The 13997-nt window shown below is 65.1% G+C and carries 15 protein-coding genes; 7 read left to right on the top strand and 8 right to left on the bottom strand.

Annotated elements, in window-relative coordinates; translation table 11 throughout:
* Positions 1 to 35: 35 nt before the first annotated feature.
* A complete protein-coding gene (locus tag H0A72_RS19850) occupies positions 36 to 488 on the bottom strand; it encodes a DNA polymerase III subunit chi (protein ID WP_180158252.1) in 453 nt (150 codons plus the stop codon).
* Positions 485 to 2002, bottom strand: a complete 1518-nt coding sequence (locus H0A72_RS19845) for a leucyl aminopeptidase (RefSeq protein ID WP_180158251.1) — start codon at positions 2000 to 2002, stop codon at positions 485 to 487. Before H0A72_RS19845 ends, H0A72_RS19850 begins: the two co-directional genes overlap by 4 nt.
* Before the next feature lie 56 nt (positions 2003 to 2058).
* Between H0A72_RS19845 and lptF the strand changes: the two genes are divergently transcribed.
* Positions 2059 to 3180, top strand: a complete 1122-nt coding sequence (gene lptF, locus H0A72_RS19840; RefSeq protein WP_180158250.1) for an LPS export ABC transporter permease LptF — start codon at positions 2059 to 2061, stop codon at positions 3178 to 3180.
* 68 nt (positions 3181 to 3248) lie between these two features.
* On the opposite strand, the gene H0A72_RS19835 is transcribed toward lptF, so the two are convergent.
* From H0A72_RS19835 to H0A72_RS19815, 5 genes are all read right to left on the bottom strand, one after another.
* Positions 3249 to 3944 carry an RNA polymerase sigma factor gene (locus H0A72_RS19835; RefSeq protein WP_180158249.1) on the bottom strand — a complete coding sequence of 232 codons (696 nt, stop codon included), beginning with the start codon at positions 3942 to 3944 and terminating at the stop codon, positions 3249 to 3251.
* A gap of 66 nt (positions 3945 to 4010) precedes the next feature.
* Positions 4011 to 4460 carry a DUF2231 domain-containing protein gene (locus H0A72_RS19830; protein ID WP_180158248.1) on the bottom strand — a complete coding sequence of 150 codons (450 nt, stop codon included), beginning with the start codon at positions 4458 to 4460 and terminating at the stop codon, positions 4011 to 4013.
* A complete protein-coding gene (locus H0A72_RS19825; RefSeq protein ID WP_180158247.1) occupies positions 4460 to 4798 on the bottom strand; it encodes a hypothetical protein in 339 nt (112 codons plus the stop codon). Before H0A72_RS19825 ends, H0A72_RS19830 begins: the two co-directional genes overlap by 1 nt.
* 40 nt (positions 4799 to 4838) lie before the next feature.
* Positions 4839 to 5363, bottom strand: a complete 525-nt coding sequence (locus tag H0A72_RS19820; RefSeq protein ID WP_180158246.1) for a cupredoxin domain-containing protein — start codon at positions 5361 to 5363, stop codon at positions 4839 to 4841.
* Positions 5360 to 5791 (bottom strand): DUF5602 domain-containing protein, encoded by a 432-nt coding sequence (locus tag H0A72_RS19815; RefSeq protein ID WP_246437041.1) that lies wholly within the window; start codon positions 5789 to 5791, stop codon positions 5360 to 5362. The genes H0A72_RS19820 and H0A72_RS19815 overlap by 4 nt, the downstream gene beginning before the upstream one ends.
* A 280-nt stretch (positions 5792 to 6071) precedes the next feature.
* Between H0A72_RS19815 and H0A72_RS19810 the strand changes: the two genes are divergently transcribed.
* From H0A72_RS19810 to H0A72_RS19800, 3 genes are all read left to right on the top strand, one after another.
* Positions 6072 to 7565 (top strand): CoA-acylating methylmalonate-semialdehyde dehydrogenase, encoded by a 1494-nt coding sequence (locus tag H0A72_RS19810; protein WP_180158245.1) that lies wholly within the window; start codon positions 6072 to 6074, stop codon positions 7563 to 7565.
* A 72-nt stretch (positions 7566 to 7637) separates the two neighbouring features.
* Positions 7638 to 8588 (top strand): CysB family HTH-type transcriptional regulator, encoded by a 951-nt coding sequence (locus tag H0A72_RS19805; RefSeq protein WP_180158244.1) that lies wholly within the window; start codon positions 7638 to 7640, stop codon positions 8586 to 8588.
* A 131-nt stretch (positions 8589 to 8719) separates the two neighbouring features.
* Positions 8720 to 9130, top strand: coding sequence for a DUF2325 domain-containing protein (locus tag H0A72_RS19800; protein WP_246437042.1), 411 nt, complete (start codon positions 8720 to 8722; stop codon positions 9128 to 9130).
* Between the two features lie 45 nt (positions 9131 to 9175).
* Here H0A72_RS19800 and H0A72_RS19795 read toward each other — a convergent pair whose 3' ends face one another.
* Positions 9176 to 9844, bottom strand: a complete 669-nt coding sequence (locus H0A72_RS19795) for a C40 family peptidase (protein WP_180158243.1) — start codon at positions 9842 to 9844, stop codon at positions 9176 to 9178.
* A gap of 289 nt (positions 9845 to 10133) precedes the next feature.
* Here H0A72_RS19795 and H0A72_RS19790 point away from each other — a divergent pair, with 289 nt between their 5' ends.
* From H0A72_RS19790 to acs, 3 genes are all read left to right on the top strand, one after another.
* A complete protein-coding gene (locus H0A72_RS19790; protein WP_180158242.1) occupies positions 10134 to 10541 on the top strand; it encodes a GlcG/HbpS family heme-binding protein in 408 nt (135 codons plus the stop codon).
* Positions 10538 to 11878, top strand: coding sequence for an MFS transporter (locus H0A72_RS19785; RefSeq protein WP_180158241.1), 1341 nt, complete (start codon positions 10538 to 10540; stop codon positions 11876 to 11878). The genes H0A72_RS19790 and H0A72_RS19785 overlap by 4 nt, the downstream gene beginning before the upstream one ends.
* Positions 11879 to 12005: 127 nt before the next feature.
* The gene (acs, locus tag H0A72_RS19780; protein ID WP_180158240.1) at positions 12006 to 13985 is read left to right on the top strand and encodes an acetate--CoA ligase; all 1980 of its coding nucleotides are present in this window, start codon (positions 12006 to 12008) and stop codon (positions 13983 to 13985) included.
* Positions 13986 to 13997 lie beyond the last annotated feature (12 nt).

Genomic DNA, 13997 nt, shown 5'->3' with positions numbered 1-13997 from the left:
ATACTGGTCTTGAGACCACCGTGCGCGCCCGGAGTTCAGCGCTTCGGCGCCGACGCCGAGACGTCATGAGCGTGCAGGGTGTGGCCGGCCGCCTGGTATTCGCGCCAGCGGTTGCGCGCGGCGAGCTTGTCTTCGTCGTGGCCGGACACGATTTCCAGGACCCGCTCGAAGCGCTCCGCCCCCGGAGGGCATTGCAGGTCCAGGTTGAGCAGCCAGCACGGCGCCCCGGATGCGCCGGGTTCCGGCGGCAGCGGCGGCTGGCTGGTCAGCAGCACCGGGGTCACGGAGGCGAGCGCGTCGTCGACGTGGACGTGGGGCACGAAGGCCGTGGCTTCGAAGCCCCACAGCAGCTGGTCGAACTTGGCCAGCCGGGCGGGGTCCTGCGTATAGACGACCAGGCGGCGGCCGGCCAGGTACTGCTTGCCGGCGACCTGGCAGGCCATGCGCAGTCGGTCGCCGGCGCCGAAGGCGAAGTCTATGCGGCTCATGCGCCGGGCTTGCCCGCCTGCGCCAGCAGATAATGGACCAGCAGGGGAACCGGGCGCCCCGATGCGCCCTTGTCCTTGCCGCCGCGCCACGCCGTGCCGGCGATGTCGAGGTGGGCCCAGGGGTAGTTCTTCGTGAAGCGCGACAGGAAGCAGGCCGCCGTGACGGACCCGGCCGGCATGCCGCCGATATTGGCCATGTCGGCGAAATTCGAGTGCAGCTGTTCCTGGTAGGCGTCGTCCAGCGGCATGCGCCAGGCGGTGTCGTGGGCTTCCAGCCCCGCCTTCAGCAGGCTGTCGGCCAGCTCGTCGTTCTTGCTGAAGAGCCCGCTGTTGACGTGGCCCAGCGCCACCACGCAGGCGCCGGTCAGGGTGGCGATGTCGATGACGGCGGCCGGCTTGAAGCGCTCGGCGTAGGTCAGGGCGTCGCACAGCACGAGGCGGCCTTCGGCGTCGGTGTTGAGGATTTCGATGGTCTGGCCGGACATGCTGGTGACCACGTCGCCCGGTTTGTTGGCGCGGCCGCTGGGCAGGTTCTCGCACGCGGGGATCAGGCCGATGACTTCGCGGCCGAGCTCGAGTTCGGCGATGGCGCGCAGCGTGCCCAGCACGCTGGCGGCGCCGCACATGTCGTACTTCATTTCGTCCATGTTGGCGGCCGGCTTGATCGAGATGCCGCCGGAGTCGAAGGTGATGCCTTTGCCGACCAGGACGATGGGACCCTTGTCGCCCTTGGATGCCGCCTTGCCGCCGGCGGCAGCGTGCCTGAGCACGATGAAGGCGGGCGGTTCGTAGGAGCCCCGCGCCACCGAGAGGAAGGAGCCCATCTTGAGGGCTTCGATCTGCTTGGCGTTCAGGACTTCCGCCTTGAGCGACTTGAATTCCTTGGCGAGCTTCTTGGCCGTGTTGCCCAGATAGGTGGGCGTGCAGACGTTGGGGGGCAGGTCGCCCAGCTCGCGAGTGAGGTTCATGCCGTTGGCGATGGCGCGGCCTTCGCGCAGGCCGGCCTGCGCCTGCGTGGCCTGGGCGCGCGGGACCCAGACGGTGAACTTCTTGAGCTTGGGCAGGGCGTCTTTTTCCTTGCCCAGGGTGGCGGTGTACCGGTAGACCGACAGGCCGGCCGCGCACGCGGCGGACCGGGCGCGGGCGCGCAGGGTGGCGTCCGGGCAATCGATGGCGGCGAGCGTGGAGACGCCTTCGGCCAGACTGGCGCCGACGCAATATCTCGCGAAAGCCTCTTCGGCGTTGGCATGCACCGAGGCGGCATAGGCGTCTTGTGCGCCCAGGCCGACTAAAATGACGCGTGCGGCGCTGACGCCGGGCAGGTTGTGCAGGGCCAGATGGCTGCCGGCCTTGGCTTTGAATTCAGCCTTGAGCGCCGCGCTCACGGCGCCGTTGCTCGCGCGATCGATGGTTTCGGCGGCCGGGCTCAGCGCGCCGCCGGTGTACACGCCGACGGCCAGCGCCGCTGTTTTCAATTGATGCAATGAAGCAGAGGTCTGTGTGCTAAATTCCATTCGAGTTTCCCGATGAGTGTCCGTAGGATGCTTATGATTATCCCGCATATTCTCTCATGTCACTATTCAAGCGTTCCGTAGTCTCTGAAATCATGAGCCACGCCGGCGTCGTGCTGTCGACGCTGCTGGTCGTGTGGCTCAGCGTGCTGCTGGTGCGCTTGCTGGGGGAAGCCGCGAACGGGTCCATCGGCGCCGACGTGGTGTTCGGCCTGGCCACTTTTTCCAGCATCACCGCCTTGCCGGTGATCTTGTCCGTGTCCCTGTTCATCGCCGTCCTGACGACGGTCACTCGCAGCTTTCGCGAATCCGAAATGGTGGTCTGGTTCGCAAGCGGCTTGTCGCTGAAGGACTGGATAGGGCCGATTCTGCGCTGCGCGGTGCCGATCGCCCTGGTGATCGCGGTGCTGACGCTGGCCGCGTCCCCCTGGGCCTATCGGCAGATCACCGAGTATCGGCAGCGCTACGAGCAGCGCTCTGATCTTTCCAAGGTGACGACCGGCCAGTTCATTGAAACCAATGACGGCGCGCGGGTGTTTTTCGCGGAACAGCCCACGCAGCCGGGCCAGGAGATGGGCAACATCATCGCCCGCGTGGTGGATCAGGAATGGCTGAGCGTGGTCACCGCGCAGGGCGCGCGCATCCAGGAGGAAGCCAACGGCGACCGTTTCCTGGTCCTGAGCGAGGGCCATCGCTACGATCTCAAGCCCGGCCGGCCGGATTTCCGCCTGGTGGATTTCGAGCGCTACGGGTTCCGGCTGGAAAGCAAGGCCAGCGCCAGCTCGATCGATGCGGCGCGCCAGTTGGCGGAAAGCCAGATCAAGGCCAGGCCGACCATGCAGCTGTTCGCGGACGATACCGACGAAGCCCGGTCGCAGATCATGTGGCGGCTGGCGCTGCCGCTGGCGGCGCTGAATCTCGCGCTGTTGGCCATTCCGCTGGGCTCGGTGAATCCGCGGCTCGGGCGTTCGGGGGATTTTCTGATCGCCGGGCTGGTCGGCTTGCTATACATGAACTTGATCAACCTGTCGCGGGGCTGGATCGGCAACGGGCAGCTGAGCTTCGGGGTGGGCGTCTGGCTGGTGCATGCCATTTTCACGGCGCTGATGGCTTACATGCTGTGGCGCAAGCTGCGCGTCAAGGCGCCGAAGGACAGGGCGAGGCAGGATCCCGCGGTCTAGGGGCCCACGGCCCGTCGCGTCAAGAATTCGGCAAGGCCGGCGCCGACCGGCCTTGCCGTGGGGCCCGGCTAGTTTTTTTCCGCCCTGATCCTGGACAGGACCTTGGCCACGATACGGTCGCAGCGCTCGCCGTCGAACGAAAAGGCGTCTTCCAGCGACATGTCGATGTCGTTGGCCAAGCCCGCGCGCAGCAGGTTGCGGGCGCGAAAGTAGCGCGTCCGCACGGTGGCTTCGGGAATTTGCAGCGCTTGCGAGACCTCTTGCGCGCTCATTTCCTCCAGCGCGCGCAGCACGAAGATGCTGCGGTACATATCGGGCAACAGATCGATCCGGGCCTCGATTATTTCGCGCAGCTGCGCCCGCATCGCCAGTCGCTCGGGCCGTTGGTCGGCGCTCTGCGTGAGAGCGGCCTGGATTTCGGGTTCGAACGAATTCATAGCCGCGTCCAATGGGATGATTTGAGCGCTTTTGCGTCGCAGGCGCCCAAGCGCCTCGTTGACGACCATGCGTACCAGCCATGTCGACAGCCTGGCTTCCGCGCGGAAGCTGCCCAATGCCAGCCAGGCATGCAGATAGGCTTCCTGCAAGACATCCTCGGCATCGGTGTCGCTGTGCATGATGCTGCGCGCCGTGCGAAACAGCAGGCGATTGTGGCGCCGCATGATGGTTTCAAAGGCGTCCTCGTCGCCGCCGACGGCGTATGCGATCAAATCCTTTTCCGGCGTATGTTCTGAAAAGGCCTCATGGGCCCGGGCGTGTCGCATGGCGCCTCCAAATTCTCGCTGCGGATGGGCTGGGTTCTACAACCATGGAATGCTGTGCGTTCCCGTTCATTTTATGGCTCGGCACGCGCCGGCGGGGGCGTGGCCGTTCTGTCCGACGCCATGGTGGTAGACCAGTTTGGCGCCGAACCAGCCGCCGAGGACCAGGAGCGCAAAACCGGCCGCATCGAGCAGCAAGGACAACGCATCGGGCGCCAAGGGGCGCAGGCCGTCCAGCCCCAGCGCCAGACGGGCGCCGAACAGGATCAGAGCGAGGAGCATTGCGCTCATATGCGCATAGGCATCGCGCATCGCCCGGCCCTCCGGCACACGGGCGAGCTCCAGCAGGCCGGCCGCCATCGCGGCGACCGCCATGGCGCAGCCCATGGCCAGCAGGCCGGCGGACCAGCGCCAGGCGGCCTCGCCGAGCCACAAGCCCGCGAAATCGGCCGCCGTCGCCAGCGACCAGCAGGCGATGGGAAAATGCACCAGCGCCGGATGCAAAGGGTGGCGGGCCATCAGATCACCACACTGAACAGAGTCAGAAAGCCGATGACCGCCAGCGCGGCGTGGACGACCACGACGGCTTTCGGGGGCAGCTTCTTGCGCACATGGAACGAAGCCAGGAAAAAGCCGCCCAGCGCGGCCAGCACCAGCAAGACGAACCCGACGGTGACCGGCGCCGGAGCGGGCCCCTGGGCCAGCAGAACGATCAAAAGAATCAGGCCGATGGCGCCAAGCAAGGCGTGCAGCAAGGACAGAAACCACGGCGCGAACTTGTCGCGCAAGACGTGGCCGGCCAGTATCAAGCCGCCGACGGCGGCGATCGCAAAAATCATCAAGGCATAGTTGATCATCTCATTTCTCCTGCGGCGCCATGAACGGCGCCCTCATTGCTCAATCGACCCGGGTCGATTTCAGGATCTCGCCGACACCGGGAAAAGCCGCCACCGCCGCCTGCGGCAGCAGCGCGTCCGTGCCGGCGTAAGGCCGCAGCGAGGCGTCCACCCGTCCCACCACGATGCGGCCGACCATGCCCGCCTGTTCATGAGGGATGCAGTAATAGTCATAGACCCCCGGCACGTCGAACACCATCACAAAAGCGTCATTGGGCATCAGATAGCCGGAATCCCACGGCTTGGCGCCTTCCGGAATGCGCAAAGGCTTGCCGTTGTCGGGGTGGTAGGCGGTGGCCGTGTGGACATTGCCGGCGTCGCGATTGACCCATCGCACGGCCTGTCCGGGCCGGATCAGCACGCCGCGCGGGCGGAACCAGACATGGGAGCCGGTCGGGGTGCCGGACAGGGCGATTTCGATCTCGTCGGCAGCAAGGCCGCGCCGCGCCGCGGCGGCCGACAGCAGCAACCCCCCGCCCGCCGAGAGCAGCAGGCGCCGGCGGGGATCATGGGCAACGGTTCTCATTTGGCGACGCGGCCTTCCTGAGCGGCGGGCACGTTCCAGAGCACGACGTGTATGTGCGGCTCGGCGACGCCGGGATGGCCGGCGTTGTACATGACGTCGACATGGTCCACGGTGCCGGCGGGAGCCTTCAGGTCATTCAGGTCCATGTCCGGTTTCATCACGGACAGCGGGATCATGTAGGTGGTGCTGACCAGCTTGCCGTCATGGCCATAGCCCAGGAAGGGGCCCGCGGGCAGGGTATCGGGGTCGACGAACAGCTGGCCCAGGCCGGGAATGAAGTCCGGCAGTTTGACCAGCGAGCTGACCGCCTTGTAAGGGGCTGCCGGCGGCGCATTCAGCAAGGAGGACTCGGCCGCCATGGCACAGGGCGCGGCGACGGAAAATGACAGGACGGCCGCGGCGGCGGCAAGAAGGGAACGGATCATCATGTGGCTCCAAGGCGCGCAACGGAAATCGCTGCGTTTCATCCATTGGATGCGGCCGGGCCGGATTCCGTTTCACGATTCTTGTCAGGCAGCCCGAGCGGCCCGCGCCGCCGCGCCGCCCGCGGGCCGTTCCAGGCGAACGGCGAGCCGCGATCGGGCATGATGGGCAAGAAATATTTAGATGGCAATAAGCTTTTTACGCAACTACACTGCGATTGTCTGCTGATGAGTCATCAATCCACGCGCGGTTCGGCGTGCATGTACAGGTATAGAGGAGACTTCAATGAGTGCAGTTCCACGCATCCCGCTCTTGATCGGCGGAGAACTCGTGCAATCGAAAACCACCGAATGGCGCGATGTGGTCAATCCGGCGACACAGGAAGTGGTGGCGCAAGTTCCCTTCGCCACGAAACAGGAACTCGATCTGGCGGTGGAGAACTCCCGCAAGGCATACGCCGGCTGGCGCAATACCAGCCAGGCGGCGCGCGCGCGGGTCATGCTGAATCTTCAGAAGCTGGTTCGCGACAACATCGCCGCCCTGGCCAAGTCGATCACGCTCGAACACGGCAAGACCCTGCCCGATGCCGAAGGGGAAGTGGGCCGCGGCCTGGAGGTCATCGAGCACGCCTGCTCGATCGCGTCCCTGCAGCTGGGCGAGTACGCCGAGAATGCCGCCACCGGCATCGACGTCTATACCCTGGTGCAGCCTTTGGGCGTGTGCGCCGGCATCACCGCGTTCAATTTCCCCATCATGCTGCCTTGCTTCATGTTCCCCCTTGCCGTCGCGGCGGGCAACACCTTCGTGCTCAAGCCTTCGGAGCAGGACCCCAGCTCGTCGCTGATGCTGGCGCAGCTGGCGCTCGAAGCGGGCCTGCCTCCCGGCGTGCTCAATGTGATCCATGGCGGGCCCGACATCGCCAACGGGCTGTGCGAGCATCCGGACGTCAAGGCGGTGTCCTTCATCGGCTCCACGCGCGTGGGCACCGAAATCTACCGGCGCGCGTCCGAGGCGGGCAAGCGCTGCCAGGCGATGATGGGCGCCAAGAACCATTGCGTCATCATGCCGGACGCCGATCGCGAGGCGGCGCTGAACCAGCTGGTGGGGGCGGCGTTCGGGGCGGCGGGGCAGCGCTGCATGGCCACCTCGGTCGCGGTGCTGGTCGGCGAGGCCAAGGACTGGCTGCCGGACTTCATCGAGCGCGCGCGCAAGCTCAAGGTCAATATCGGCACCGACCGCGAGGCGGACCTGGGCCCGCTGGTTTCCCCCGCCGCGAAGCAGCGCGTCGAGACCCTGATACGGAAGGGGGTGGAAGAGGGCGCCGAGCTGCTGCTGGACGGCCGCGGGCTCGCCGTCGCCGGCTATGAGCGGGGCAATTTCGTGGGCCCGACCGTCTTTGGCGGGGTGAAAGCCGACATGGCCATATACCGCGAAGAGATATTCGGCCCGGTGCTGTGCGTGGTCTGCGTCGACACCCTGGAGGAGGCGGTGGAATTCATCAACCGGAATCCCAACGGCAACGGCGTGGCGGTCTTCACCCAGGACGGCGGCGTGGCGCGCTACTTCCAGAACAATATCGACGTCGGCCAGATCGGCATCAACATTCCGATCCCGGTGCCCGTCGCCTGGTTCAGCTTCACGGGCTCGCGCGCTTCCAAGCTGGGCGACCTGGGGCCCAACGGCAAGCAGGCCGTGCAGTTCTGGACCCAGACCAAGACCGTGACGGCGCGCTGGGCCGCCCATGCCACCGCCGTGAACACTACGATCTCGATGAAGTAAGCTTATAACTAAAATAAATATAACGTAATTTCTTTATTACATATAATAGCCCTTCCAACAGGGCTATTTTTTATGAATCTTCAGCAATTCCGGTTCGTCCGCGAAACCATACGCCGCAACTTCAACCTGACCGACGCGGCGCGCACGCTGTTCACGTCGCAGCCCGGCGTGTCGAAGGCGATCATCGAGTTCGAGGACGAACTGGGCGTCAAGATTTTCGAGCGCCATGGCAAGCGCATCAAGGGGCTCACCAAGCCCGGCCACGTCGTCGCGCAAGTCATCGAGCGCATCATGCGCGAAGTCGACAACCTGAAGAAAGTAAGCGATGAGTTCGCCCGGCGCGACGAAGGCGGGCTGGTCATCGCCTGCACGCACGCGCAGGCGCGCTACATCCTGCCCAAGGTCATTCCGGCGTTTCGCGCACGATTCCCCAAGGTGCGCGTATCGCTGGCCGAAGGCAACCCGCCGCATCTGGCCAAAATGGTGCTGCACGAACAGGCCGACGTCGCCATCGCCACCGAAACCCTGGCGCAGACGCCGGGTCTGGCGGCGCTGCCCGTTTATTCCTGGGAGCACACCATCGTGGTGCGGCCCGACCACCCCCTGGCCGAACTGACTTCCAGCGCCGCCAAGCAGATCTCGCTGGAGCAGGTCGCGCAGTATCCCGTCGTCACCTACGATCACGCGTTTTCCGGGCGCGGCGCGATAGACAAAGCCTTCACGCAGGCCGGCATCACGCCCGACATCGTCCTCGAGGCCATCGACGCGGACGTCATCAAGACCTACGTGGACGTCGGCCTGGGCATAGGCATCATCGCCGGCATGGCTTTCGATCCCCGGCGCGACAAAGGCCTGGTGGGCTTGCCGGCCGGCCACTTGTTCGGCACCCACACGACCCGCGTCGCGGTCAAGTCGGGCGTGTTCCTGCGCGACTACGTATACGTGCTGCTGGAAATGCTGGCCCCCGAACTCACGCGCGAAGTGGTGCAGGAAGCCATAGACAAGGCGCCGCGCGCCGAATAGCCCTTGCCGCCGAGCCGCGCCGCGCGGCCGGAGCCGGCGAAGCGAAAAAATCCTCGATCCGATCGTAATCCCTATTTGACAACACAAATAAGAATGATTATCGTTACGAAAAACATTCATCGGAGGATTTCATGGCTCAACTCGTCAGTGCAATCATCGTCGGCGCCGACCGGCTCGGCAATATCCCGGATCTCCTCAAGGGGCATAACATCGCCATCCGCCATCACATCAGCGGACGCGATCCTTCGCATCAGAAGAAGACCCTGCAGCTGCCGTCGGGCACCGAGCTGCTGATTCTTCTCACGGATTTTCTCGGACACAATGTCATGAAGACATTCCGGGCAGCGGCTCAACGCGCCGGAATCCAGGTGCTGGCCTGCAGGCGTTCGGTCTGCAGCATGAAGCAGGCGCTGAATCAGTGCGGATATTGCGAGACGTGTTCGATGGAGCGGCCGGTGGAAAGAAGCGGCGCGAAGCCGGCGCCCGACGCGGGGAAGGACGCGGGCAGGCCGGGCAAGCGCAGCGGCGTCAGGGCTCGCTGAGGCGGCCCGGCGGCAAAAGAAAAGCGGCTTGCGCCGCTTTTTTCATCATTTGGAAGCCAGCCGGGTTTCGATGGCGTCGCCCGCCGGCAACCGCCGCGCCCCGTTGTAGCGCTTCTTCCAGTAAGCCGCTTCCATGCTTTCGATGCGAACCACCGAGCCCGCCCGCGGCGCGTGCACGAACTTCTTGTCGCCCAGATAGATACCCACATGCGAGAACCGATGCCCGCGGGTATTGAAAAAGACCAGGTCGCCCTTCTTGAGCTCATTGCGATTGACCGAGGTTCCCAAGCGCGCGATGTCGGACGACTTGCGCGGCAGTTTCAGGCCCAGCGACTTTTCCGCGGCATAAATGACCAGGCCGCTGCAGTCGAAGCCCGTGGACGGCGTATCGCCGCCGAAACGGTACTTGATGCCCAGAGCGCCGAGCGCCGTGCTGGCAAGCGAACGGGACGCCTCGCCCGGAGCCGGGCTCATGCCGTAATTGCCGTAATGCCGGCGGTCCTGCGAAGTGAGATAAGCGCCTAGGGGATCAGATTGCGTGTGCGACAGATACGCGTCGCGAAGCAGATGATGGCTGCTGGCCGACGTGCTGGGAGAATTGGCCGCGCAACCGGTCAGGACCACAGTGGTGGCCGCCAGAACGCATTTGGCGCCGCGGGTGAAGAAAGAAGAATAAAAGGACGAGAATAGGCGATATAGTCGTTGCGGCGGCATGGGCTTTTCGTTTTAGCTTGTGTAAAGCACTTGGGGGGATGTGCGATTTTGTATCGAATGGATGCGAAATCAGACACATCGGTAGGCAAGCCGCCGTCAAAAACCAAATGCTTTACACAAATTGAACATTGGGTGCCGGAAGTTTACTCAATCGAAACGTGAACGTAAAGGTGTTTTACCTTTCCGGCACTTTACCAGCTGCCCGCGTCCGGGCTAGTCTATGGTTCGATTCGTATTCGCGATCGCCCTGTGTCTTTACCTACAGTTACAATAAATTCAAAGGAATTCCATGAAAACCAAACCCATGCTGAGCGCCTCCGACGTCAAAACCATACTGGCGGGGGCGGAAGAACACGCCCTGAAGAACAACTGGGCGGTCACCATCTCGGTGGTGGACGACGGCGGCCATGTGCTGGGGCTGCTGCGGCTGGACGACGCCGCGCCCATCTCGGCCCAGATTTCCCCGGCCAAGGCGCGCACCGCCGCGCTGGGCCGCCGCGAATCGAAAACCTATGAAGACACCATCAATCAGGGGCGCACCGCCTTCCTGTCGGCGCCCGGCCTGGAAGGGATGCTGGAGGGCGGCGTGCCCATCGTCGTGGACGGCCGGATCGTCGGCGCGGTGGGGGTGTCCGGCGTGAAGTCTTCCGAAGACGTCGAGATCGCCCGCGCGGGCATCGCCAAATTGTCCGTATGACGGTGTATTCCGGGCCGGACCCGGAACCCGGCCCCGGCCCGGCCGGCGCGCCGGCCGGGGGCGGCATCCTGAATCCCGGGGTGCGCAAGCGCGAAGTCTGGGCCTGGGCCATGTACGACTTCGCCAACTCCGGCTATACCACGGTCGTCCTGACGACCGTGTTCAGCGCCTATTTCGTGGGCGTCGTGGCGGGCCAGCGGCCCTGGGCCACGCTGGCGCTCACCTCGGCGCTTTCCCTTTCCTACCTGCTCATCATGCTCACCATGCCCGCGCTGGGCGCGCGCGCCGACGCCAGGGCGGGAAAGCGGCGGCTGCTGTTCACCAGCACGCTCGGCTGCGTGCTGGCGACCGCCATGCTGGCCTTCGCCGGCCCGGGCGACGTCGCCTGGGGCCTGGCGTTCATCGCCATCTCCAATTATTGCTACTGCGTGGGCGAGTCCGTCATCGCGGCTTTCCTGCCGGAAATCGCCAGGCCGCAATCGCTCGGCCGCGTGTCGGGCTGGGGCTGGAGCTTCGGGTATTTCGGCGGCATGCTGGCGCTCGGCCTGTCGCTGGCCCTGGTCGCCTGGGCCACCGGGCAGGGCTGGGAGGCCGCCGATTACGTACCTTACGTCATGGCGCTGACGGCCGCCATCTTCGCGGCCGCGGCGATCCCGTCGTTCATCTTCCTGAAAGAACGCAGCCCGGCCAGCCACAAGCGGGCGGAGCCCATGCTGCGGCGCCTGGCGAGCGCCTGGCGCGAAACCGGCCGCCATTTCCCGGACTTCCGCCTGCTGCTGTTCTGCGGAGCCTGCTATCACGCCGGCATCTCGGTCGTCATCACGCTTTCCGCCGTCTACGCCTCCGAGGCCATGGGCTTCACCATGCCGCAGACGATGATGCTGGTTTTCACGGTGAACATCGCCGCCGCGGCCGGCGCCTTCCTGTTTGGCTACCTGCAGGACAAAATCGGCCATAAGCAGGCACTGTCGATTACACTTATAGGGTGGATCATCATGGTGTTGCTGGCTTACGCGGCCAGGCAGGTTTGGGTCTTCTGGTGCGCGGCGACCGTCGCGGGCTTGTGCATGGGCACGAGCCAGAGCGCGGGGCGGGCCATGGTGGGCGCTTTGGCGCCCGGCGGGCGGCTGGCCGAGTTCTATTCCTTATGGACATTCGCCACCCAGCTGGCCGCGGTCGTGGGCCCGTTCTGCTACGGTCTGGTCACGTGGCTCACCGGCGGCAATCATCGCCTTGCCTTGCTGTGCACCGGCCTCTTTTTCGTTGCGGGGCTGGCCGTGCTTGCGCGCCTGGACTTCAACCGGGGCGCCGCGGCGCGCGCCGGCGCCGGCGCGTAGCCGGCCCGAAGCCGCGGCCCCGGACGCCATTCCACCTTGCGCTGGGTTGTCAGTGTGCCGTAAGCCGATTGCGCTACGGTAGGCTGGCAACGCCGGGATAACACATCAAATAGAAGGAGTCATTAGCATGTCCAGTGAAATTGAATCGGTGCTGGTCGAAAACCGGGTGTTTCCACCGTTCGCCAATCTGGTAAAGGAGGCGGCCATATCAGGCATGCAGGCCTACCGCGACCTGTGCGCCGAGGCCGAACGCGCGCCCGACGAGTTCTGGGGCCGCCTGGCCCGCGAAAACCTGCGCTGGCACAAGCCCTTCACCCAGGTGCTCGACGAGTCCGAAGCGCCGTTTTATCGTTGGTTTGGGGATGGCGAACTGAATATTTCAGCCAACTGTCTCGACAAGCATCTCGACACCCCAACCGCCAATAAAACGGCGCTTATCTTCGAGTCGGACGACGGCAAGGTCAGCAAGGTCACCTATAAAGAGCTGCACGCCCGCGTCTGCGAGCTGGCCAACGGGCTGAAGGCGCTGGGGCACTCCAAGGGCGAGCGGGCGATTCTGTACATGCCCATGTCCATCGAAGCCGTGGTCGCCATGCAGGCCTGCGCGCGCCTGGGCATCATCCACTCCGTGGTGTTCGGGGGCTTCTCGTCCAAGAGCCTGCACGAGCGCACCATAGACGTCGGCGCGACCCTGGTCATCACCGCCGACGAGCAGGTGCGCGGCGGCAAGACCATCCCGCTCAAGAACGCGGTCGACGAGGCCCTGGACGCGGGCGGCTGCGAGGCCGTCCGGCACGTCGTCGTCTATCGGCGCACCGGCGGCCAGGTAGCCTGGAAGGAAGGCCGCGACCTCTGGCTGCACGACGTCTGCGCGAATCAGCCCCCGGTTTGCGAGCCCGTCCCCGTGAATGCCGAGCACCCGCTGTTCATCCTCTACACCTCGGGCTCCACGGGCCGGCCCAAGGGCGTCCAGCATTCCTCGGCGGGCTACCTGCTGTGGTCCCTGATGACCGTCAAATGGACTTTCGACGCCAAGGACAGCGACGTGTTCTGGTGCACGGCGGACGTCGGCTGGGTGACCGGCCATACCTATATCACTTACGGCCCGCTGGCCGCCGGGCTCACCCAGGTGGTCTTCGAGGGCGTGCCCACCTATCCCAACGCCGGCCGTTTCTGGGAAATGATCCAGCGGCACAAAGTCACCGTGTTCTATACCGCGCCCACCGCGATACGGTCCCTGACCAAGGCGGCGGAATCGAATCCCGACATCCACCCGCGCCGCTACGACCTGAACAGCCTGCGCATCATCGGCTCCGTGGGCGAACCCATCAACCCGGAAGCCTGGATGTGGTATTACACCCATGTCGGGCGTGAACGCTGCCCGGTGCTGGACACCTGGTGGCAGACCGAAACCGGCGCCCACATGATCACGCCGCTGCCGGGCGTCACGCCGCTGAAGCCGGGGTCGTGCACGCTGCCCCTGCCGGGCATCTCCATGGCCGTGGTCGACGAAGCGGGCGAGGACGTCGAGCACGGCAAGGGCGGGTTCCTGGTCGCCAAGCGGCCGTGGCCGGCCATGATACGCACCATCTGGGGCGACCCCGAGCGCTTCAAGAGCGCCTATTTCCCGCCCGAACTCAAAGGCTATTACCTGGCGGGCGACGGCGCCCAGCGCGACCAGGACGGCTATTTCTGGATCATGGGCCGCATCGACGACGTGCTGAACGTGTCCGGGCACCGCCTGGGCACCATGGAGGTCGAATCCGCCCTGGTCTCGCATGAGCTGGTGGCCGAAGCGGCCGTGGTGGGGCGGCCCGACGCCACCACCGGCGAAGCCGTGGTGGCGTTCGTCGTGCTGAACCGGTCCCTGCCCGAGGGCGACGACGCCGTGGCGATCGCCAAGCAGCTGCGCGACTGGGTCGCCAAGGAAATCGGCCCCATCGCCAAGCCCAAGGACATCCGGTTCGGCGAAAATCTGCCCAAGACGCGCTCGGGCAAGATCATGCGCCGGCTGCTGCGCGTCGTGGCCAAGGGCGAGCAGGTCACCCAGGACGTCTCCACGCTGGAAAACCCCGGCATCCTGGATCAGCTCTCTCAGGCGCATTGAAAGCCTGATCCG

Origin of the sequence: Parapusillimonas granuli, from assembly GCF_013416525.1 — a bacterium.
GTDB classification, from domain to species: Bacteria; Pseudomonadota; Gammaproteobacteria; order Burkholderiales; family Burkholderiaceae_B; genus Parapusillimonas; species Parapusillimonas granuli.
This window is presented reverse-complemented; position numbering and strand designations above follow the sequence as displayed.